The 19,790-nt window shown below is 45.8% G+C and carries 21 protein-coding genes and 1 pseudogene; 7 read left to right on the top strand and 15 right to left on the bottom strand.

Going from position 1 to position 19,790, the window contains the following annotated elements:
• Positions 1-63: 63 nt before the first annotated feature.
• From V1U08_RS13290 to pncB, 3 genes are all read right to left on the bottom strand, one after another.
• The gene (locus V1U08_RS13290) at positions 64-582 is read right to left on the bottom strand and encodes a glycine zipper 2TM domain-containing protein (RefSeq protein ID WP_014233617.1); all 519 of its coding nucleotides are present in this window, start codon (positions 580-582) and stop codon (positions 64-66) included.
• A gap of 224 nt (positions 583-806) precedes the next feature.
• Positions 807-1,166 carry an acyl-CoA synthetase gene (locus tag V1U08_RS13285; protein ID WP_330470777.1) on the bottom strand — a complete coding sequence of 120 codons (360 nt, stop codon included), beginning with the start codon at positions 1,164-1,166 and terminating at the stop codon, positions 807-809.
• Positions 1,167-1,357: 191 nt separating this feature from the next.
• Positions 1,358-2,668: a nicotinate phosphoribosyltransferase gene (gene pncB, locus V1U08_RS13280; RefSeq protein WP_330470776.1), complete on the bottom strand. Its 1,311-nt coding sequence runs from the start codon at positions 2,666-2,668 to the stop codon at positions 1,358-1,360.
• Positions 2,669-2,967: 299 nt separating this feature from the next.
• On the opposite strand from pncB, the gene V1U08_RS13275 reads away from it, so the two are divergent.
• The 4 genes and pseudogenes from V1U08_RS13275 to V1U08_RS13260 all read left to right on the top strand — a co-directional run bounded on the left by V1U08_RS13275 (position 2,968) and on the right by V1U08_RS13260 (position 5,342).
• Complete coding sequence (locus tag V1U08_RS13275; protein ID WP_014233614.1) at positions 2,968-3,693, top strand: NUDIX domain-containing protein; 726 nt, start codon at positions 2,968-2,970, stop codon at positions 3,691-3,693.
• 32 nt (positions 3,694-3,725) lie between these two features.
• Positions 3,726-4,376 (top strand): annotated as a pseudogene (locus V1U08_RS13270) (nicotinamidase); the annotation flags it as partial.
• Positions 4,377-4,403: 27 nt separating this feature from the next.
• On the top strand, positions 4,404-4,760 hold the full coding sequence (locus V1U08_RS13265; RefSeq protein WP_330470915.1) for a VOC family protein: 357 nt from the start codon (positions 4,404-4,406) through the stop codon (positions 4,758-4,760).
• Between the two features lie 105 nt (positions 4,761-4,865).
• Positions 4,866-5,342, top strand: coding sequence for a peptide-methionine (S)-S-oxide reductase (locus V1U08_RS13260; protein WP_118120708.1), 477 nt, complete (start codon positions 4,866-4,868; stop codon positions 5,340-5,342).
• Positions 5,343-5,443: 101 nt separating this feature from the next.
• Here V1U08_RS13260 and eat read toward each other — a convergent pair whose 3' ends face one another.
• Genes eat through V1U08_RS13245 form a run of 3 tightly spaced genes read right to left on the bottom strand, consistent with a single transcriptional unit; the run spans position 5,444 to position 9,142 of the window.
• Entirely contained in the window at positions 5,444-6,847 is a 1,404-nt protein-coding gene (gene eat / locus V1U08_RS13255) for an ethanolamine permease (protein ID WP_330470775.1), read from the bottom strand.
• A gap of 11 nt (positions 6,848-6,858) precedes the next feature.
• A complete protein-coding gene (gene eutC, locus V1U08_RS13250; RefSeq protein WP_020334398.1) occupies positions 6,859-7,737 on the bottom strand; it encodes an ethanolamine ammonia-lyase subunit EutC in 879 nt (292 codons plus the stop codon).
• Positions 7,730-9,142 carry an ethanolamine ammonia-lyase subunit EutB gene (locus V1U08_RS13245; protein WP_014233608.1) on the bottom strand — a complete coding sequence of 471 codons (1,413 nt, stop codon included), beginning with the start codon at positions 9,140-9,142 and terminating at the stop codon, positions 7,730-7,732. The genes eutC and V1U08_RS13245 overlap by 8 nt, the downstream gene beginning before the upstream one ends.
• Before the next feature lie 196 nt (positions 9,143-9,338).
• Here V1U08_RS13245 and V1U08_RS13240 point away from each other — a divergent pair, with 196 nt between their 5' ends.
• A complete protein-coding gene (locus tag V1U08_RS13240) occupies positions 9,339-10,283 on the top strand; it encodes a helix-turn-helix domain-containing protein (RefSeq protein ID WP_330470774.1) in 945 nt (314 codons plus the stop codon).
• A gap of 72 nt (positions 10,284-10,355) precedes the next feature.
• Here V1U08_RS13240 and V1U08_RS13235 read toward each other — a convergent pair whose 3' ends face one another.
• Positions 10,356-10,718 carry a VOC family protein gene (locus tag V1U08_RS13235; protein WP_330470773.1) on the bottom strand — a complete coding sequence of 121 codons (363 nt, stop codon included), beginning with the start codon at positions 10,716-10,718 and terminating at the stop codon, positions 10,356-10,358.
• 88 nt (positions 10,719-10,806) lie between these two features.
• Positions 10,807-11,670 (bottom strand): LysR family transcriptional regulator, encoded by an 864-nt coding sequence (locus V1U08_RS13230; protein WP_330470772.1) that lies wholly within the window; start codon positions 11,668-11,670, stop codon positions 10,807-10,809.
• A 103-nt stretch (positions 11,671-11,773) separates the two neighbouring features.
• Here V1U08_RS13230 and V1U08_RS13225 point away from each other — a divergent pair, with 103 nt between their 5' ends.
• Positions 11,774-12,382: a LysE family translocator gene (locus V1U08_RS13225; protein WP_330470771.1), complete on the top strand. Its 609-nt coding sequence runs from the start codon at positions 11,774-11,776 to the stop codon at positions 12,380-12,382.
• Between the two features lie 89 nt (positions 12,383-12,471).
• Here the strand turns inward: V1U08_RS13225 and groL are convergent, their stop codons facing one another.
• Together groL and V1U08_RS13215 are read right to left on the bottom strand one after the other, a co-directional pair.
• A complete protein-coding gene (groL, locus tag V1U08_RS13220; RefSeq protein WP_330470770.1) occupies positions 12,472-14,070 on the bottom strand; it encodes a chaperonin GroEL in 1,599 nt (532 codons plus the stop codon).
• Between the two features lie 32 nt (positions 14,071-14,102).
• Positions 14,103-14,393 (bottom strand): co-chaperone GroES, encoded by a 291-nt coding sequence (locus V1U08_RS13215; RefSeq protein WP_014233602.1) that lies wholly within the window; start codon positions 14,391-14,393, stop codon positions 14,103-14,105.
• Between the two features lie 258 nt (positions 14,394-14,651).
• Here V1U08_RS13215 and V1U08_RS13210 point away from each other — a divergent pair, with 258 nt between their 5' ends.
• Positions 14,652-15,002 (top strand): rhodanese-like domain-containing protein, encoded by a 351-nt coding sequence (locus tag V1U08_RS13210; protein ID WP_330470769.1) that lies wholly within the window; start codon positions 14,652-14,654, stop codon positions 15,000-15,002.
• Positions 15,003-15,142: 140 nt separating this feature from the next.
• On the opposite strand, the gene V1U08_RS13205 is transcribed toward V1U08_RS13210, so the two are convergent.
• From V1U08_RS13205 to fni, 5 genes are all read right to left on the bottom strand, one after another.
• Positions 15,143-15,598, bottom strand: a complete 456-nt coding sequence (locus V1U08_RS13205; protein ID WP_118120714.1) for a hypothetical protein — start codon at positions 15,596-15,598, stop codon at positions 15,143-15,145.
• 10 nt (positions 15,599-15,608) lie between these two features.
• Positions 15,609-17,288 (bottom strand): LruC domain-containing protein, encoded by a 1,680-nt coding sequence (locus V1U08_RS13200; RefSeq protein WP_330470768.1) that lies wholly within the window; start codon positions 17,286-17,288, stop codon positions 15,609-15,611.
• 235 nt (positions 17,289-17,523) lie between these two features.
• On the bottom strand, positions 17,524-17,925 hold the full coding sequence (locus V1U08_RS13195) for a GFA family protein (protein ID WP_330470767.1): 402 nt from the start codon (positions 17,923-17,925) through the stop codon (positions 17,524-17,526).
• A gap of 192 nt (positions 17,926-18,117) precedes the next feature.
• Positions 18,118-18,381 carry a DUF3012 domain-containing protein gene (locus V1U08_RS13190; protein WP_014233597.1) on the bottom strand — a complete coding sequence of 88 codons (264 nt, stop codon included), beginning with the start codon at positions 18,379-18,381 and terminating at the stop codon, positions 18,118-18,120.
• Between the two features lie 189 nt (positions 18,382-18,570).
• Entirely contained in the window at positions 18,571-19,590 is a 1,020-nt protein-coding gene (gene fni, locus V1U08_RS13185) for a type 2 isopentenyl-diphosphate Delta-isomerase (protein WP_330470766.1), read from the bottom strand.
• Positions 19,591-19,790 lie beyond the last annotated feature (200 nt).

Here is a 19,790-nt window from a genome sequence, read left to right as displayed (position 1 = left end):
AGACAAAAACCCCGTTGTCCAAAAGACAAAGGGGTTTTTATTTATGTGTAGCCTATCGCCCAATTACTGTGGCAGAACGACATTACCGTCTTGGATTGGGAAACTTTTCGTCGCTGGCTTACTTGCTAGACGAACCGTTGTTGGTGCACCTGCGACTTCATAGGTGACATCATAACCAACCACTTTTTCTGACGTGGTATATTCAGTGTGACATTGCTGCTTCGTCGTCGTTACCACATCGCCCTTTTGCACATTTTCTTGGATCTTACGACCTGTTAATGCACCAGCAATTGTCCCTGCTGCCGTAGCAATGATCTTACCAGAACCACCACCAATCTGGTTGCCAAGCGCAGCACCTGCCGCAGCGCCACCAACAGTACCAAGAATTTTATTGTCATCTGTCGGTGCAACTTGCTGTGTTACCACCACATCTTTACACACTTGATGAGGGTTCTTGACTGTTTCTGTCACTGCTTCAATCAAAGTGATGTTAGCTTGAGTCGGAGCTGGCGGCGTTTTCTCCTTACAGCCTGCTAATACAGCAACAACCACGGCCGCAATTGCAATAGATTTAGTATTCATGGTTTACATCCCAGCATAGTTTATTCTATGTCCGGTATAGTAAGTCGGAAGCACAAATACACATCAAGCGAACATGAGCGCCCTGTCATTAGAACGTTAAAAAACAGCGTTTTTTAAAAATGGCGTTAAGAAATAACTAACGGCATGTCAATTGAGCTGACATTGCATCAACGACACCTATCACTGATGCAATCTCATTAAGCGAAACTGATTGATACTGAGGTTCAGGCTAAACTGAGGAACAGTTCATCGTCTGATAAGTATTTATGTCGGTGACTCATACTACGCACGTGCATAAACATAAAATCGGGAAATCCCGGGGCAATAATGTTGTTTGGTTCCCAACACAAACCACCAACAAAAATGTAGCGGCCTTGTTTATCATCATCATGGAGCGGGTTATTGATAGGCGAAGACAGCTCTGCACGGCAACCTTCAACTACGCACACAATTTGCCCTTTGAACAAGCCGATTACCCGTCTCACCAAGTTGGCTTTGATCCCACATTTCCAAGCCTGACGAGTTGCCATTTCATAGCCGTATTTTCTTATTGCTTTCTTCTGCAAATGTACAACTAAATTCATTTTTTACTCCTGATTCAAGCTATTACGTTGAAGCCCAAAGTCATCAAGAAGCAGTTAGACACACAGTTAAGCGAACTCGCTGTGGGTAACGTTGGGTAAAGATACTATAACGAAATCACCCTCTACGTTAGCCTAACTAATTTTTGTCGACACGATAGAGGGTGATTATCAAGAGAGATATAGAATGGAGATTAAGCATCAATCAAATAGTTTTGCCCTTCATTCTCTAGGCGATCAATGAGATCACGGCACTCATCTAAATCTAAAGGCTGTTCAAAGCGGCGCTTTAGATTCATCAAAAAGAAAATGTCTTCACACATCGCTTTCTCTGGTTCGTCACTAATTTTCGCGACAGGCGAATCGTTGCAGGAGACCATTTTAATTACCATGGATAAAGGCTTATAAGCCGTTCCTTTATCATTAATATAATCGCCCATGTCGTTTGCGAGGAAAGTACCAATACCGAAACTAACCTGAACTCGACCCTGAAAGTGCTCACAAATGTCTAACGCTTGTTCAAAGTTCAATCCATCGGTAAACACCAAGGTCTTGGTCATCGGGTCGATATTCAACGATTCATAATGCTGAATCATTTTTTCGCCCCAAGCGAATGGGCAACCACTGTCATGACGCACACCAAAGTAGGCATTACTGAGCTCTTCATCAAAGTCTTTAAGGAAAGCATCAATACCGATCGTATCCGTCAGTGCAATGCCTAACGCACCATTAAACATCTCCTGCCAGCGTTGCAACGCTATTTTCTGCGAGTCACGGACATTCACTAACGCCTGATGCCCCATGAACCACTCATGAGCCACAGTGCCAATCGGGGTGAGATCCATTTCACGCGCTAAATGGTAGTTGCTGGTCCCCGTGAGACAATCGGGTAACTCCTGACACAAATACTCAAGCATGATTCGCTGTGCCTGGAAGGAGAAACGACGTCGAGTCGACATATCGGAAAATTTGAAATTCGAGATATTACGACGCTTCAGCTCCGACTTAAGGTAACTAACTTTATCTTGCAATACCGTCTGGAACTGCTGTAACGGAATATCAGACCAACGCAGACGACTGCGAACTTCAGAAACGATACTCATGATGATGGTTTCGTACAAAATGGTCTCTTTCCACAACCCAGTGATCGTGATGCGTAATTGGCTGGAACCATCTGGCATCGTTTTATTGTGCAGCGACACATCATTTTGTGGATTAAAGCGGAAGTGGCGTAATGCATCGACAAACTCGGGATTGAGATACGGAGCGACACTTTTCATGTACTTGATTTCATCGTCTGTAAAACGAAGGTCTTGAAGCTTAAGGATTTCTGCTTCTACCTCGGGCAATAAATCAGACAGATCTTCTTCACTACGAACGATAAATTTGTATGACACCATCGCATCAGGATACAGAGCGGCAACAGCGCTCATCATGTTCACTTTGTAGACATCAAAGTCCAAAGCACTTTGGATGATGCGAGAAGAAAATAGATTGGTTGTCATTCGGTGCCCTTCCACATACCCTTCCCTGAGTATATAACTTTTTGTTACTAACTAATTTGCGTAAACAATAAACACCCATCATTAGTTTGTCAACTTTTGTTACTAACCACTCTTTTTAATAAGGTTTTTATCTTTAAAAAACGGATACCCGTTGTGAATAACTCAAAAATATCGTTAATCTCATACCCAAACTTAGCCCTCAACAAAGCAAAAATGGTTACGAACAAATCGTTACTTACCCATTGAACGAACACTTATTATGCGCTAGATTACTTACAACTTATTATTAGGACCCAACCATGATCGTAACTGTCGACATCATTCCATTCAGACTTTCTGGCTGTGCCAATAAAGGATTGGAAGTGTTGCTGATTAAACGTTCAAATCCGAACCGACCATACCATGGCGTATGGGCATTGCCGGGTGGATTTGTCTTTGATAAAGATTTGACCCATGAAGGCGGACGCCCAGCGGATGAAAATTTCGAAGCGGCACGTCGCCGTATTTGCCGAGAAAAAATCCATACTTACCCTCGTCATTTCAGTGAAGCGTTTATTGATGGTGATCCGAAGCGAGATCCAGACGACTGGAGTTTAAACATCACCCACTATGCTTTAGTGGATCGAAATAATGTTGAGCAAATCAACAACGCTGGCGTTCCAGAATGTCACCTAAAGTGGTTCCCGCTGCAGGCCATCTTAGATGGTGAGGAAACTCTGGCTTTTGACCATCAAAATACCATCGAAAAAGCCTGGCAAAAGTTGCGCGCTTCTATCGAATACACGTCCGTACTTCTGTTCGCGTTAGACAAAGAGTTTTTGGTTGCCGACATCATTTCTGCTTATCAGGAGTTTGGGATCGACATCAGCCGCATGACCATCAAACGCCGTTTGATCGACTCAGGCGTACTGAAACCAACCAACAAAGTCGCTTCCACCAACAAAGGTAAAGGTGGTAAACCAGCCATGGTGTACACACTCACTAGCGACGAAGTCACTTTTTTCCAAAACTGTTTGCGTGGATAAGCGCAGGCAACCAGACAGACAAGGAGTCTGCCATGACTGTTCGAGTTAACTATCAAACCACTGCGGTATTCGACGTGGATCCTGAGAAAGGGTTCAGTGAGCTTTGCCCTGACGAACTACCCGTAGCAGGCGCCCTTGAAATAGTACCGGAACTACTTAAAAACCACGCAAAAGGTCGTTTAAAACTGGTGAGTCGCGACTTACACCCGCCTAAAGCCGCTTGGGACGCAGAAACGCCAGCCAATATGTTAGAGCCTGTTGGTTTGCCAAACGTCGACGTGAAATGGAATCGTCACTGCGTACTCGGCACGACCGGTGTTGAACTTTTAGACGGATTGCCGCCTGTTCTGGAGTATGATTTTCAGGTCAACAAAGGCATGGATCCAGACGCGCATCCATACGGCGTTTTCTTTCATGACGTTGCTGATACTAAAACGACTGGTGCGAATGAGTTCCTGAAATGTAACGACATCGATACGCTTGTTGTCGGTGGCTTAGCGCTCGATTTCTGCGTAAAAAAATCGGTGATGCAGGCATTAGCTCTCGGGTTTAAAGTCGTTGTGAATCTTGCTTCGACACGCGCAGTATTGCCAGATACCCTTGATGATGTGATTGCTGAAATGAAGCAAAACGGCGCGTTATTTGTTGACTGTGCTGATGACATCATTGTCGAGCAGTTTGCATTAAGTCATCACGATAAGGAAATCACCATGCACCAACACGAAAAATTAAACTACGTAGAATTTGGCAGTACAGATTTGAGTGCGACAAAGCAGTTCTTTGAGCAAGTTTTTGGCTGGTCATTTGTCGATTATGGTCCGGATTACAGCGCATTTTCTGGACAAGGACTAGACGGCGGATTCTTCAAGTCTGAGCTTATCAGTCACACCTCAAATGGCGCAGCACTGTTGGTCTTTTATAGTTCGGACATTCAGGCGACCTTGTCCAAGGTGGAACAACATGGTGGGCATATTTTGCGCCCAATCTTTGAGTTTCCCGGCGGTTGTCGATTCCACTTTACTGAACCAAGTGGCAATGAGTTTGCTGTTTGGTCAGAAAGTCACTAATTCGACCGCCAGAAACATGCTCTTGTGGTCTGATTAGCAAGTCGCGCCTTGCACTTGACTGTGATGCCACGACATAATGCGCCAAACTTTTAAGTGAACAGATTTATGCAAGAGATTTACTTTGCGGGCGGCTGCCTGTGGGGCGTACAAGAGTTTATGCGCCACCTTCCCGGCGTGATTGCAACCGAAGCGGGTCGCGCGAACGGCACGACAAATTCCACTGCCACGGATTACGACGGTTATGCGGAATGTGTACGCACTCAATTCGACCCTTCGCAAGTATCTATCGAAGATTTGATGGGTTACTTCTTCGAAATCATCGACCCTTACAGCGTCAATAAACAAGGTGAGGACGTCGGTGAAAAATACCGAACGGGTGTGTATAGCCAAAGCCCGCAACACCTCGACAGAGTAAGAAGCTACATCGCAAATAGAGAAGATGCCGCTAAGATCGTGGTCGAAGTACGTGAGTTAACCAACTACGTGCCAAGTGATGACGAACACCAAGACAGGCTAACTCGCTTCCCGGATGATTACTGCCATATTCCTCTGGACTTATTACACAAGTATAAGAACCGCTAACAGCCAGTATTCGCTGAATATTTTTCAGACGGATTTAAAAACAACAAAGGGAGCACAAGGCTCCCTTTTAGTTATTTACAATCGTATCTACTAAGAAGAACTTAACGAGCACCTTCTGCTTCCAATTCCTGTTCCGCAACTGACAACATTGCAAACTCTTCTTCTGCTGAAGTCGCAACCAGTTTGTTGCGGCTGTGGAGTCCGTAATACGCTCCACCGATAACGAACAGTCCCATGGTCATAAAGAACGCTGAAGGATCAAATGCATAAACACCAGTCATCGCGATTAAAGAAAGCACCAACGAGATACTTGAAGTAACAATACCACCTGGTGTTTTGTATGGGCGATGTAGCTCAGGTTGCTTGATGCGTAGCAAGATGTGGCTTAGTGACATCAAAGCGTACGATACGGTTGCGCCAACAACCGCCATCGCCAGAATCAAATCACCTTCACCTGTCAGCGAGACTAAGAAGCCAAATACACCCGGAACAAATAGTGCACGAGTCGGCACTTTCTTATCACTTGTTAGTGACAAGCTTTGTGGCAGGTAACCAGCACGAGAAAGCGCGAATACCAAACGGCTGTAGCCGTAAATGATTGAGAAGAACGACGCAATCAAACCAGCCAGACCAAGTACGTTAACGACAGTAGCAATAGTCGGGTTACCTGTCAGCTTCAGTGCATCAACCAATGGTACCGCACTATCACCAATAACTTGTGAACCTACTGCACCAGCTAATAGCACAACCACAAGAGTCGCAGTTAGTAGAAGGAATAACATTGCACCAATAATGCCTTTTGGCACGTCTTTCGCCGGGTTTTTCGCTTCTTCTGCCGCTAAAGGAACCCCTTCAACCGCTAGGAATAACCACATCGCAAACGGCAGTGCAGCCCAAACACCATACCATCCAAATGGTAACGCTTCTGTTGCCTGAGCAGTTGCTGGAGCAATATCAAACAGGTTATTGATGTCGAAGTCGCCTATCAGCACACCTGCGGTCGCCAAAATGGCCAACACCGCTAATCCACTAATAACCATCATGACCTTTAGCGCTTCACCCACACCAGCCATGTGAATTCCGATAAAGACGGCATAAAAAAGTGCGTAGACAACAGGGCCATCAATACCAATCAATTCATTCACCGCTGAACCAATGAATATCACAATCGCAGCAGGCGCAAGCGCATATTCAATAAGTACAGATAAACCGGTAAAAAAGCCGCCCGTCGGTCCCATTGCCTGACGCGCAAAGCTATAGCCGCCACCAGCAGCCGGAATCGCCGCCGACATTTCCGCCAATGATAAAACCAACGTTAGGTACATCACCGCCATCGCAATCGCTGCGATAAGGAATCCACCCCAGCCTGCCTGAGCGATACCAAAGTTCCATCCGGCAAAGTCCCCGGAGATAACATACGATACGCCCAGCCCCGCAAGCAGAATCCAGCCTGCGGTCCCTCTTTTTAACTGTCTTTTAGCCAGATATTCCTGATGATTAGACATAGTAAATCCCTCTACATTTTAGAAATTAAGAAATTGTTGTTGTGCTTATCTTCGAGATCGCCACCACTCTCTTCGTCAATGGCAGAACGGTCCTTTAAGTTCACGCCTGAGAGTTGGAGTCTTCGAGCCTCTTTAAGCAAATAGAATGCGCGCTGACAGGCATCGTCATAATTGAGCCCTTGCGGTCGCACGTTAGAAATACAGTTTCGGTCGGAATCCTTCGAGCCGCGTTTCGCTCCCCAAGTCAGGTACATGCCCATACTGTCTGGCGATGTCAGTCCTGGTCTTTCGCCGATAAGAACCAACACGGCCTTGGCATTAAAGCACTCGCCGACATCATCACCGACCGCGACTCGCCCCTGCTTCACAATAGCGATAGGCGCTAAATTCCATTGGTGTTCTTCATCACCACTCATTAGTGAAACTAAGCGGCTGATAACGGGTAAGGCATGATTCTGGATCGCGACAGAAGAAAGACCATCGGCGATAACGATCGCTAAATCGAGCTCGGTATTGTGTTCCTTGCCAATGGCTTCAAGCGTGTTCCAGGACGCTTCATCAAGCTGGCGGCCTAGATCTGGTCGCTGCAAATACATGAATCGATCGGTGACTTTGCTTGTCACCACGACAGGTGGCTCAAGTGTTTGTTTGAGAATCGAGTACGAGTCGGACAGCTGGGCGACCAGAGAGTCTACATTCAGAGTACAATGCACTGCGTCCATCGCCTGGGCGTGATCGAGCTGAAAAGAGAGCAATTCATCTGTTGGAACACTGTTGCCACTGCGACCCAGAGCGATACGCGCAGAAGTAAACTCACGTAATTTATCCCAAGGATTACGTGTCACGACTTTTGCTGTTGCGCCGTCTGAGATTGAAACCACTTTACCCATGAGCACGCCCCTTATTCAGCTGTGAAATTGCGCCGGCAAACGAATTAGAAATGCGGTCGTTTAAACGAACCTCGTGTACGTCTTCGAAAATTTGCATGTCGGTAAGCCACTGTTCGAACTCAGGCGCAGGCTTTAATCCCAGCACTTTTCTCGCGTATAACGCGTCGTGGAATGAAGTGGTTTGATAGTTGAGCATGATGTCATCAGAACCCGGAATGCCCATGATGAAAGAACACTCAGCAACGCCCAATAGCGTAAGAAGGTTGTCCATGTCATTTTGATCAGCGTAAGCATGATTGGTGTAGCAGATATCGCAGCCCATCGGCAGCCCAAGAAGCTTGCCACAGAAGTGATCTTCCAGACCGGCACGAATGATCTGTTTGCCGTCAAACAAGTATTCAGGCCCGATAAAACCAACCACAGTGTTTACCAACAAAGGATCAAACTGCCTTGCTACGGCATACGCACGAGTTTCACAGGTTTGCTGATCGACACCGTGAAAAGCATTTGCAGACAAAGCCGTGCCCTGTCCGGTCTCGAAATACATCACGTTGTTACCAACCGTTCCTCGGTTAAGTGAAAGCGCTGCTTCGTGCGCTTCTTTTAATACAGCTAGGTTGATGCCAAACGTGTCGTTGGTGCCTTGTGTGCCACCGATTGACTGGAAAACCAGATCGACAGGTGCACCCATCTCGATAGCCTCGATGGTGTTGGTCACATGGGTCAGAACACAAGATTGGGTAGGAATTTGATAGTGCTGAATAACTTCGTCCATCAACTTCATCAATTTCACTGCCTGAGGTACGTTGTCAGTTGCCGGGTTGATGCCAATTACCGCATCACCGTTGCCGTACATCAGGCCATCAAAGATCGTCGCGGCTATGCCATTAAGAGAGTCGGTCGGATGATTAGGCTGCAAACGGGTGGATAAGCGGCTTGGTAAACCAATCGTATTACGGAAAGCCGTCACTACCTGGCACTTTTTCGCGACCAGAATCAGGTCTTGATTGCGCATGATCTTGCTGACCGCCGCCACCATTTCAGGCGTTAGACCGGGACGAATTTTGGCTAACGTGACACTGTCCGCTTGTTCGCTCAACAACCAGTTGCGAAAGTCTCCTACCGTCAGGTGTTCGATCGGTTGAAAGGCTTCACGGTCATGAGTATCAATAATTAAGCGCGTGATTTCATCGCTTTCATACGGGATCACGACTTCGTTTAGAAAGGTTTTTAGAGGCAGCTCAGATAACGTCATTTGCGCCACGACGCGCTCTGCGGCTGACTCGGCACATACTCCGGCCAGCGCATCGCCAGATCGCTCCGGCGTAGCTTTCGCCATCAAGTCTGCTAATGACTCAAAGGTATACACCTTACTTCCCTGTTGCCGACGATAAGTTGCGGTCATGATTCTTCCCCTTCAACTACATGGTTCAGTTTTTGCAATTTTTCTGCTGATAGTTCTATAAGTTTCTACAGGGATTAAAGCGAAATGCATTCCCGATGATTATCAAAAATCGGCAATGTTAAAAAAGGGTTTTTAAACAGTACGTTAACTATGTTTTGCCCTACTTTGATTCACTACACAGGCATCGGAAGTAAATATGATGAATGATGAACAGATCTCTGCCGCACCAACTTTGTGCACAAATCCCACAAAAGATGCAAACCAACAAGCAGCAAGCCTTGTCAATTGGCAGCAGGAATATGACCAAATCAGCAATGGGCGCTTTCTAGGGCAAATCAGAGAGCGACGATTCAACACTGTGCATGTATTTCGTGAAGACAGTAACCGTGCACTCAGACAGCAATGCCGTGTCGAGGAAGGTGGGGTTTGGCTGGGGATAAGCGTTGAAGATAAAGCGTTGCATATCAACCATTCACAACTTGATGCTGACAAGCTTTTACTTCGCCAAGGGGGAGTAGACTTCGAGTTAATTACGCCAGAAGCCTTTTCGATTTATGGCATGGTGCTAAAGCAAGGTTTTGTTCAGCAGCTTAAAGAGCAACTCGAGCTTGACGATGTTAAAGGGCAAGAGCTCTACTTGTCTGGCTTAAGCGAGCGTCACATTCAACAACTCAAATATTACTTGGGCATATTACTTGATCCCAACCAGGCTAGATGGTCGTGCGAAACGCATCAAACGGTCGTTAAAGATGTCCTGATGGAACTATTTTCGTTAAGTTCGCAGCAAGAAGCCTCGCCAAAAGCATCCTCTCAGCGACAAGTTGTGATGAACCGCATTCGACAATATTTGGAAAATCAGGATTACAGAACCCCAATTACCGTAAGTGAACTGTGTGAGGCTGTACATGTGAGCCGTCGAACGTTGCAATATACATTTGAAGCGTGCTGCGATACTTCTCCGAAACAATTTATTCATCGAATGCGACTGAATCAGATACGCCGTATACTGCAAAATCCTCAAGAAACTCGTAACATCGCAGAGATAGCCTTTGACTTTGGCTTTTTCCATCTCGGACAGTTCGGCCAAAGTTACAAACAACTGTTTGGTGAAATGCCCTCGGAAACAAGGCAATGCATCTGATGAAATGAGATTTTTCAGAAGTAAGTAATCACTTCCTCTCAAGTGCTTTCAAACTATACACGCTTGTAAGGCTTAGACATTCTGAGCGATACGCCACAACGCGCCACTTGGGTCAAACAGACAGCATTCACGCATCCCCCAGGGCTGATCGACCAAATCAGTAAGACGGGAACCAAACTTATCATGATTCAATTGTGACAGATGCTGGTGCCAGCTTTGGACGTCCTCCACCAGCAAATGCATCATGAAGTTATGACAATGTTCCGGCTCATAAAAGTTTTGTAAAAGGAAAGCATGCTTCCCTCGGAAGAAGTACGCCACGTCACCAAAATCGGACGCCATCTCAAAACCAGCTTCCTGATAAAACTGCTTTGAAAGCTCATAATCCTTGGCTGGTATAAACGACTTTATTTCTACAATATTCAGGTTTTCCATTTCCTAGATCCAAATTCAGTAACACTGACTTATCAATCAACTTTAATCAACGCGAGAGCATCTCACCAGCTAGCTCCTTGATTTCTTATTACGATGGTACGCATTCTGCTATTTGTTCCTGCAACCAATCCACAAACTTCCGTTCTAATTGAGTTAGAGCCTTATCTTGATGAAGTAAAACATAATCATAGCCTGATAACGTGAAGCCAAAAGGTGCAATGAGATTACCACGCTCAAGATCATCCATCACCAAAGGGTAAGATCCTAACGCAGCACCTAAACCATCTATCGCGGCTTGAATACAAAAGTAGAAATGGTTAAAAGTCTGCTGCGTATTCTCACGCATTTCTGGATGCTCAGCGCTTGCCATCCATTCTTGCCAAGCGTCCGGCCTGGTTTTGCTGTGTAATAACTTAACTTTGCACACGTCTTGTTTAACTTGCTGCCAATAATTTGGAGAGAAAACAGGACCCACCCACTCTTCAACTAATAGCGTTTTTGGGTATTCGTGCAGTGGCTCAAAATCGTCTCGACGAATCGCCATAGAGAGCCCAGTTGAACCTAGTGCTACTGGCCCCCCAGCCGTGGACAAACGAACGTCAGCTCCGCATCCCTCATTAAAATCAGACAGCCGCGGCATCAACCAACGCATGGTCAAGGTTGGTTCACACGACACCTCTAAGCATTGATGCTTTTGTTGCTGTAATTTGCTCACGCCGTCTTCCAAAGCCTGAAAAGCTTGCTGCGTATAACCTTTCAATATTTCCCCTTCTTTCGTGAGAAAGACATTTCGACCTTGCTTGTAAAACAGAGGCTGTTCGAGATAGCTCTCTAGCACTTTTATCTGCTTACTCACTGCACCATGAGTAATGCTCAGCTTATCTGCCGCTTCTGTAAAACTGGATGAAGACGCCGCAACGTGAAAAACTTGAAAGGATTTTAGGTGCCTCATGTGTGAATTATTCTCACAGGTTTTGGAATTTGTTTCGATTATAGTCTTCGAGTTGTCAGCCTACAATTCGTGTGTCCATAACAACAAATAAACAGGAGTCATCATGGAGTTGTTCAGCCTTGCGTTACTAGGCATACTTATCGTTATTAGCCCTGGAGCCGATTTTGTGTTGGTATTAAAAAATAGCATTAACCAAGGCAGACGCGCGGGCATTTGGAGCGCAGTCGGAATTAGCCTCGCTATCTCAATACATATCTCCTACTCTTTATTCGGGATCAGTTACTTAATTTCACAAAATGAATGGCTGTTTAGTATGATTCGTTACTTAGGTGCGGCCTATTTGGTGTACCTCGGATTAAAAGGCCTTTTTGCTTCACCATCGCTGCAAGCTGAAGGGCAAGCCGCACACGAGTGTGCTCCTGATTGGCGGTTCTTTTTTCAGGGCTTTCTGTGTAACGTCCTAAACCCAAAAACGATGTTGTTTTTCTTAAGTATCTTTAGTCAAGTAATCAACCCTGAAGCGGACAACCAAAACAGCGCTCTGATCTATGGGGCGTACATGATTGCGTTGCACGGTATTTGGTTCTCGATGGTAGCGGTACTGTTCACCTCGCCATATCTACAAACGCTACTGCTCAAGGTGAAACATCGACTCAATCAAGCATGTGGAGCGGGCTTGATCCTGTTCGGCGCTATGCTTGGATTGAAATAATTAGAAAAAAGCGGACTCATCTGAGCCCGCTTTAACTTTGCAATGTTATGGCTGTATAACAATGACTTAATCACTAACGATTCACTTCGTTAGATATCAAGCTCTTTGTCATCTACGTGGTTAGTGATCATCGCTTCTGTGGTGATCATCAAACCAGCAACAGACGCTGCGAATTGAAGCGCAGAACGTGTTACTTTCGCTGGGTCGAGGATGCCCATTTCGATCATGTTGCCGTATTCACCCGTAGCTGCGTTGTAACCGTAATCTGCATCACCCGCTTTTACGGCGTTCGCAACTACGGATGCTTCATCACCTGCGTTGGCTGCGATTTGGCGAAGAGGTTCTTCCATTGCACGGAGTGCAACACGGATACCAACGTTTTGATCATCGTTTTCACCTTTTAGATCCGCCAATTCTTTCGCGATCTTAGTTAGGGCCACACCACCACCAGCAACAATACCTTCTTCAACCGCGGCACGAGTTGCATGTAGCGCATCGTCCACGCGATCTTTCTTCTCTTTCATCTCAACTTCGGTTGCCGCACCGATTTTGATCACGGCTACGCCACCAGAAAGCTTCGCAATACGTTGCTGTAGCTTGTCTTTGTCATATTGAGATGTCGTGATTTCCATTTGTTTTTCAATCGACGCCACGCGATCAGCAATCGCTTCAGCTTTGGCAATGCCACCTACGATTGTGGTTGTATCTTTGTTGATAGTAACTTTCTTCGCACTACCCAGTTGCTCTAACGTTGCCTTTTCTAGCTCTAGACCGATTTGTTCAGAAATAACGGTACCCGCAGTTAGTACCGCAATGTCTTCCATCATCGCTTTGCGGTTGTCACCAAACCCAGGTGCTTTTACCGCCGCTGCGCGTACGATACCACGCATGTTATTCACGACCAGTGTCGCCAGCGCTTCGCCTTCGATGTCTTCAGCAATAATCAGTAGTGAGCGAGAAGATTTTGCCACCGCTTCCAGCACTGGCAATAGCTCACGGATACTGCTGACTTTTTTGTCCACCAAAAGAATGTATGGATTATCTAGCTCTACACTGCCATTTTCTTGGTTAGTGATGAAGTATGGCGACAAGTAACCGCGGTCGAATTGCATACCTTCAACCACAGATAATTCGTTGTCCAGGCCTTGACCTTCTTCAACGGTAATCACACCATTGCGACCTACTTTTTCCATCGCTTCTGCAATGATTTCACCGATCGCACGATCGCTGTTTGCAGAAATGCTACCAACTTGAGTAATGGATTCTTTATCGCTGCATGGTTTGGACATTTCACGTAGTTTCTCAACCGCCGCTTCGGTGGCTTTGTCGATACCGCGTTTTAGGTCCATTGGGTTCATGCCCGAAGCCACCGCTTTAAGACCTTCGTTGATGAAAGATTGTGCCAACACCGTTGCGGTTGTTGTGCCGTCACCCGCTTCATCATTCGCTTTGGACGCAACTTGCTTCACCATTTGTGCGCCCATATTTTCGAATTTGTCTTTCAGCTCGATCTCTTTCGCAACAGACACCCCATCTTTCGTGATGGTTGGCGCACCGTAAGATTTATCTAAAACAACATTGCGACCTTTTGGACCAAGTGTCACTTTTACTGCATCGGCAAGTAAGTTCACACCTTTCAGCATTTTTTGACGCGCGTCATTAGCAAATAACACATCTTTTGCAGCCATGGTTATCTCCTTAAAAACTACTACAAAAACAATTACTCAACGATTGCTAACACATCAGACTCGGACAGAATCAAATATTCTGCGCCGTCAATTTTTTCGGTTTTCACACCGTAACCGTCATTGAAAATGATCTGGTCGCCCACTTTGACTTCCATCGCTGCGCGATCGCCATTTTCCAGACGCTTACCTAAACCAACTGCAATGACCTTACCTCGGTTGGACTTTTTAACCGATTGAGAAGTTAGAACGATTCCCCCTTCTGATGTATTTTCCACTTCTTGTCTTTCAACAAGCAGCTTGTCATTTAAAGGACGAATTTTCATTTGGAGTGCCTCCTACTCAATACAAAAAATAAAAGACAAAAATTGAACATAAAGATGAAGTTGCGAGTCGTATGCTCGCTTACGCTGAAAATAATAAGGTCGAAAAATTGGAGTTCAAGGGGCAAATTCATAAAAATTTTTTATTGGTTTGAACAACGCCCTTTATTGGAAATTCTCATTCACCATCACTCTTATTGGATCTATGATGGTGGGCATAGTACGCAGTGGCACACTTGGTTTGATAAGGATAACGAAAGTATGAAAAAGGTAATTTCTCTGGTTCTTGCAACGCTGAGCTTAGGTTTGCTTGCTCCGAACGTCGCGGCTTCTGAGCGCGCAGAGCAAGGTTGGCAACTGATAGAGCAAGGCGCAATGATCGTCGATGTGCGCACTCCGCAAGAATTCTCTGAGGGGCATTTAGACAAAGCGGTGAACTTCCCTTTGTCTGAACTGGATAAGCATTTTAAAGACGTTAAGAAAGATCAATTGATCGTTCTGTACTGCCGCAGCGGCAACCGTTCAGCGCAAGCCTATCAGTATCTCCAATCCCAAGGTTTCACGAATCTGCATAACGCAGGTGGCCTGGAAGAGTTACAAAGCGCTAAATAGCGCCTTGATTTGCTCTTGTCGATAAAAAAGCAGAGCGCGTTGCCGATTTATCACAACGCGCTCTGTTGGTTCCCCTAGTTTGATAAAAAACGCTTAAGTCCTTTTAAGCGAGCGCCCCCTATTCTTCGTAAAATCACACACTAAAAATCAAGGTGATAGTTGTTATTGGTGTTGTTTAGCGCAATAGACCAATTTTGCTCAGACTCCTTGGCACTCATCGGTACCCATTGAGCGTAAAGGTGCGTCCAGTTTCCGTTCACTTCTAGCTCTACGTCTTCCGTCTCCGTTGGATAAACAGTCGTCACACGCGATGTTGGATCGGCAATCACTGTGCCATTTTCTGTGGTATACGCCGCTTTTGAGTACAGGTGCAAAGCTCCCTCAGTCGAGCCAGTATAGTTAACAGAGAGAGTAATTTTTTCACCGATATCGAATGAGAAATCTCGTTCCGCCACGATATCCGCCGTGTTGTCGCTCACCTCTGCTACTGCTGGCGTAGGAGGAGTGCTTGAACCACCACCTCCACCGCCGCCTCCACAAGCCACGGTTAGCGCCGAAATCAACGAAGTGATAAGTAATTTTGTTGAATGTTTCATGTCAGGCTCCTTACTGCTGAGTCGCAGGAATTACTTTGTTAGCAGTTGAGGCTTGATACCACTTAGTATCTGACTCGCCACTGCTGGTTACCCAAGTTGGAAAAGCTTTATACGCTTTACTGATGTCGACGTTTTCGACCGGATGATCCCACTCATCACGAATGTTGATTGCCCATGGCATATTGTTGTCCGTCAAAAATGATTCAGAGCCACCGGAATTATCGTCGTGCTGATTGAAGAAGGTATTATTCATCTCACTCGTTCCCGCGAAGGATTTGAAGTGTGTTTGCCAACTCATACCTGGAGGGGTTGCAGTAAAATCGCCATGGTACAAATCTTTAGAAGCAAAGATGAAAGAATCATACGGCGGATACCCTACCTGCTCACGTGACACGGGGTTCGATAGCTGAACCGTGAGTTGATAATTAAGAACATCAGATGTTTGTTGGTCAATACACGCGTTTTGAGTGCGATAGAAAGTGCAGCTGCTGTCTAACTCACCCAATATTTCTAAGTCTTTGCGCAAATTTTCCGAGACCACAAGCACCGCCTCACCACCGGATTGCACCACTTGATGATTAACGAGTTCGCCATTTCGTGTCAGTTCTGTCGACGCAAGATTGCTTGGGTCTACATTTGGCAGATGAATAGCAAAACCATTAGAGAACCCTGCTCCCATCGCCTGCAGTGTGAAATCAAAAGTGATGTTTTTGATTTCACGCTGACCATTTAGCAACTCGGTGACACGATAACGCCACACCACATCATTGAAATCGTAATCGCCCATCAGTGGCCAGCGATCTTCAAACGCCATCGTCGCGTACGTGTCTGAGCTTGGATACACCGAGGTCACCGTGACTTCTGGGTTGTTTTCCTGTACTAGTGGCTCGTACTTCGAATCGGTGGAGCCATCGGTGTTGACGCCATCAATGGCAGTGAATGGGCTGACTTCGACAGTAAACAGTAAATCGTTGAAGTCGTTGTCGCCATCTGGACGAAAAATATCTTCAAAACCCAGCACGAGAAACTCATTTTGCGTGTCGATAAATGCCACGTTGTGACGACGATTTTCTGAAGTCGACTCTGGGTTCAGACTCGAGAAGCTATAAAACGGCGTGCCCCAACTGCCAAGGCTGGCGATATTGTTATACGAACCAGACCACCCCCAGCCATTCGGAATAATAAAGAATGCGAGAGTTTGACCTGCGGTGAGCTGCACATTTAAATCGATCGTGTCGCCTTCTTGCATCTCCCCATCTGGTGCTTTAGATGTGTTAGGAAAAATGATCACGTGCGCTTCGATTTCATCTTTATTGACGGGTGGATTGTTCGTATCAAAAACGAAATAACCGAGCGTATTTCGATACCCTGCTCCCTCATTCAAAAAGGTGACTTTTGCTGTTGCGAACTCCGCGCCATTCAGTTCGTCATCAATATCAATGCTGGAATAACGTTCTGGCGCAATAAAGGCACTGTTGACGAGTGTGCCTTCTGGCAGCATAGAGTAAACGTTGCTAAGCACATCTTGTGGTAAAGATTCTGCAACCGAATAGGTATTAACGGGTTTACCTTTTGCTGAATAATTTGAACTGTCACTACCAGATTCAAAAGTAAAATCACTGGTCGTGAGCGCATTCGCTGAAAGTGATAAGCAGCAGCTAGAAAGCGCAAGTAGTTTCCCTGTTCTCATAATGTTCCCCTTCTTAAACCGGACGTTGGTCATATGCAAGAAAGAGCAATTATGGTGCCTAAATAAAATCAACTACTTAACAAATAGTTATGTTGACAATTCTATTTTTTCTCATTTTGAGAATGAACATGACAAGCGAAATAGAAGCTTTGGGAGCGTAGAAAGCGTGCTCGTGCACACTTAGGTTTAATGCGCGAGGCGTTGGTATTCGCCTCACGATAGTGAAGGATTTGGCCTAAAACTTTGGTCCCGCCTCAAACTGAGTCAGATTGTCGGTTATCTCTAACCACGGTGCTTTTGAGCCAACAAAAATGTGAAAGCTTGGCTTGTGTGAAGGCGCATCATCCAAAATGCCCAGACGAATGTTTACGTTCCCGTTATTCTTTTTCGAATACAAGCTCGAACCGCAATGACGGCAAAAGCACAGCTCGGTATTTTCACTCTTTTTATAGGCTTGAATGTAGTCTTGACCTTCCGTTATCAGCAGCTTATCCAGCGCAACGCCACCAGCCGAAGAATAGTCAGAGCCTGTAAACTTACGGCATTCAGAGCAATGGCAATTTCCCATGTATTTGAATTCATCCGTCACTTCTAATTTTACTTTGCCACACAAGCATGAGCCTTTAAGTAGTTTCATGAACGCCCCTTCCTTAGTCGTGAGTACATAAGCTTGATTTAGAGATAAACATGCCATTGGTATAAGACAAATAAAAGAAGGGAAATGCAGGTTTTCAAAAATGAAATGAAAAGGTAATAAAAGCTTGCTGATATAAGAAAGCCAAGCAGTGAGCTTGGCTTTGGGAGATAAACATTGAGCGTTTCAGCTCAATTAGAAAATACAGTGTTTCGTGTAGCTAGACGCTTCATTCGCAGTCCAGTCGCCTTTTGGCTTCTCTTTCAGGTCCTTACACCACTGTTCACTGCCCACGCCATCTTGAAGGACGCAATGCTTAGCAAAATCCATGGCACTTTCTGTTGTCCACTCAGTTTTTGGTTTGTCTCGCATGTCGTTACACCAACTCTCGGTGCCAACTTCGTCGCTACAAGCAGTTAAAGCCGCAGACGCCAACAGTAACATTACCAATTTTTTCATAAGATTTAGGTTCCAGTGTCAAAGAATGTTCTAGACAAGTAACGCCCAGATGAGGCAATCAAACATGACTGTCGAACACAACATCTTGAAGCGACTTTTGTATAAACTATAACTAAATTATCAGTCTACGTGTTAAGACGTCGACAATTTATCTAAAATCATTGGACTAGCGCACACATCGTCCTGCGACTATAAACGCTTCGCTGTAGGCAAAGAAAATAGATTCGCCGATCCGGTACCGAAACACGCCAAACGTAATTCCAGTGCCATTTGTTCGAAATGTTCGACAACGTTTTGAGTACTTATTGTCGCGGCTTTCAGTACAGCACCCGCCTGGCCAACCAAATTAGCGCCCAAGTGGATTGCTTTGGCAGCTTCTAGCCCGTTGTGAACACCGCCAGATGCGATTAAAGGTAACGCAGGGTACTGAGCGCGAATTTGTTCAAGACAGGTAGCCGTTGGTATTCCCCAGTCACGAAACAGCTCCGCTGCACGCTTCATACGGGCATTATCCTGGCAAAAGCCTTCGACCGCACTCCAGCTAGTGCCGCCAGCTCCCGCCACGTCAATGGCTTTAACACCTGCGTCGATCAGTTTTTCAGCCATAGAGCCGCTAATACCAAACCCGACTTCCTTGACGATGATCGGAACGTCCACTCGTGATTCCAGTTTTTCAATCGCATGAATCACACCAATCCAGTTGTGGTCGCCATTTGCCTGAAAAGCTTCTTGCATCGGGTTCACATGTACGATGAGAGCATCGGCTTGAATGGCGTCTACGGCTCGTTGAGCATTGTCCAAATTTTCTTTATCACGCAGTTGAGCCGCACCTAAGTTGGAATACAACGGCACACCTTTAGCCAGATCCCGAATCGTTCGGCCTAAACCTGTGTTCAGACTCTGTTCCAGACTAATGCGTTGAGAGCCGACCCCCATCGCAATACCTAATTCACTTGCCGCTTCAGCCAAACGGCAATTGATTGCTTCCGCGTCTTTGGCTCCACCTGTCATCGAACTGATTAAAAATGGCAGAGCCAGCCTTCGACCTAAAAACTCGGTAGACAGGTCGATGGCGTTAAAGTCACATTCTGGCAGCGCACAGTGCTCAAATTCGACAGACTCGAAGCCCGCCGTTTTATGCTTCATGCTCATGTCATGATGTAAAACAGCGTCTAGGTGTAAATCTTTTCGATTAGTTTGCGGAGCCATAATGTCACCCTAAAGTAAAACAGTCGCGCAGTATTGCGATCCTTGTCAGTAACGTCAATGCGAAATTTCTGAAATATCCGCCGCACTTCCTTTAAACCTACCAAGGCCATTGATTTACTTTGCTTTTTACCTCACAAGTTTAGCGCATGTGAGGCCAGCGCTTTTATAAGCTTGGATAACAAATCGGCAAGATGCCAACT

The organism is Vibrio sp. YYF0003, from assembly GCF_036350715.1.
Classification (GTDB): domain Bacteria; phylum Pseudomonadota; class Gammaproteobacteria; order Enterobacterales; family Vibrionaceae; genus Vibrio; species Vibrio natriegens.
This window is presented reverse-complemented; position numbering and strand designations above follow the sequence as displayed.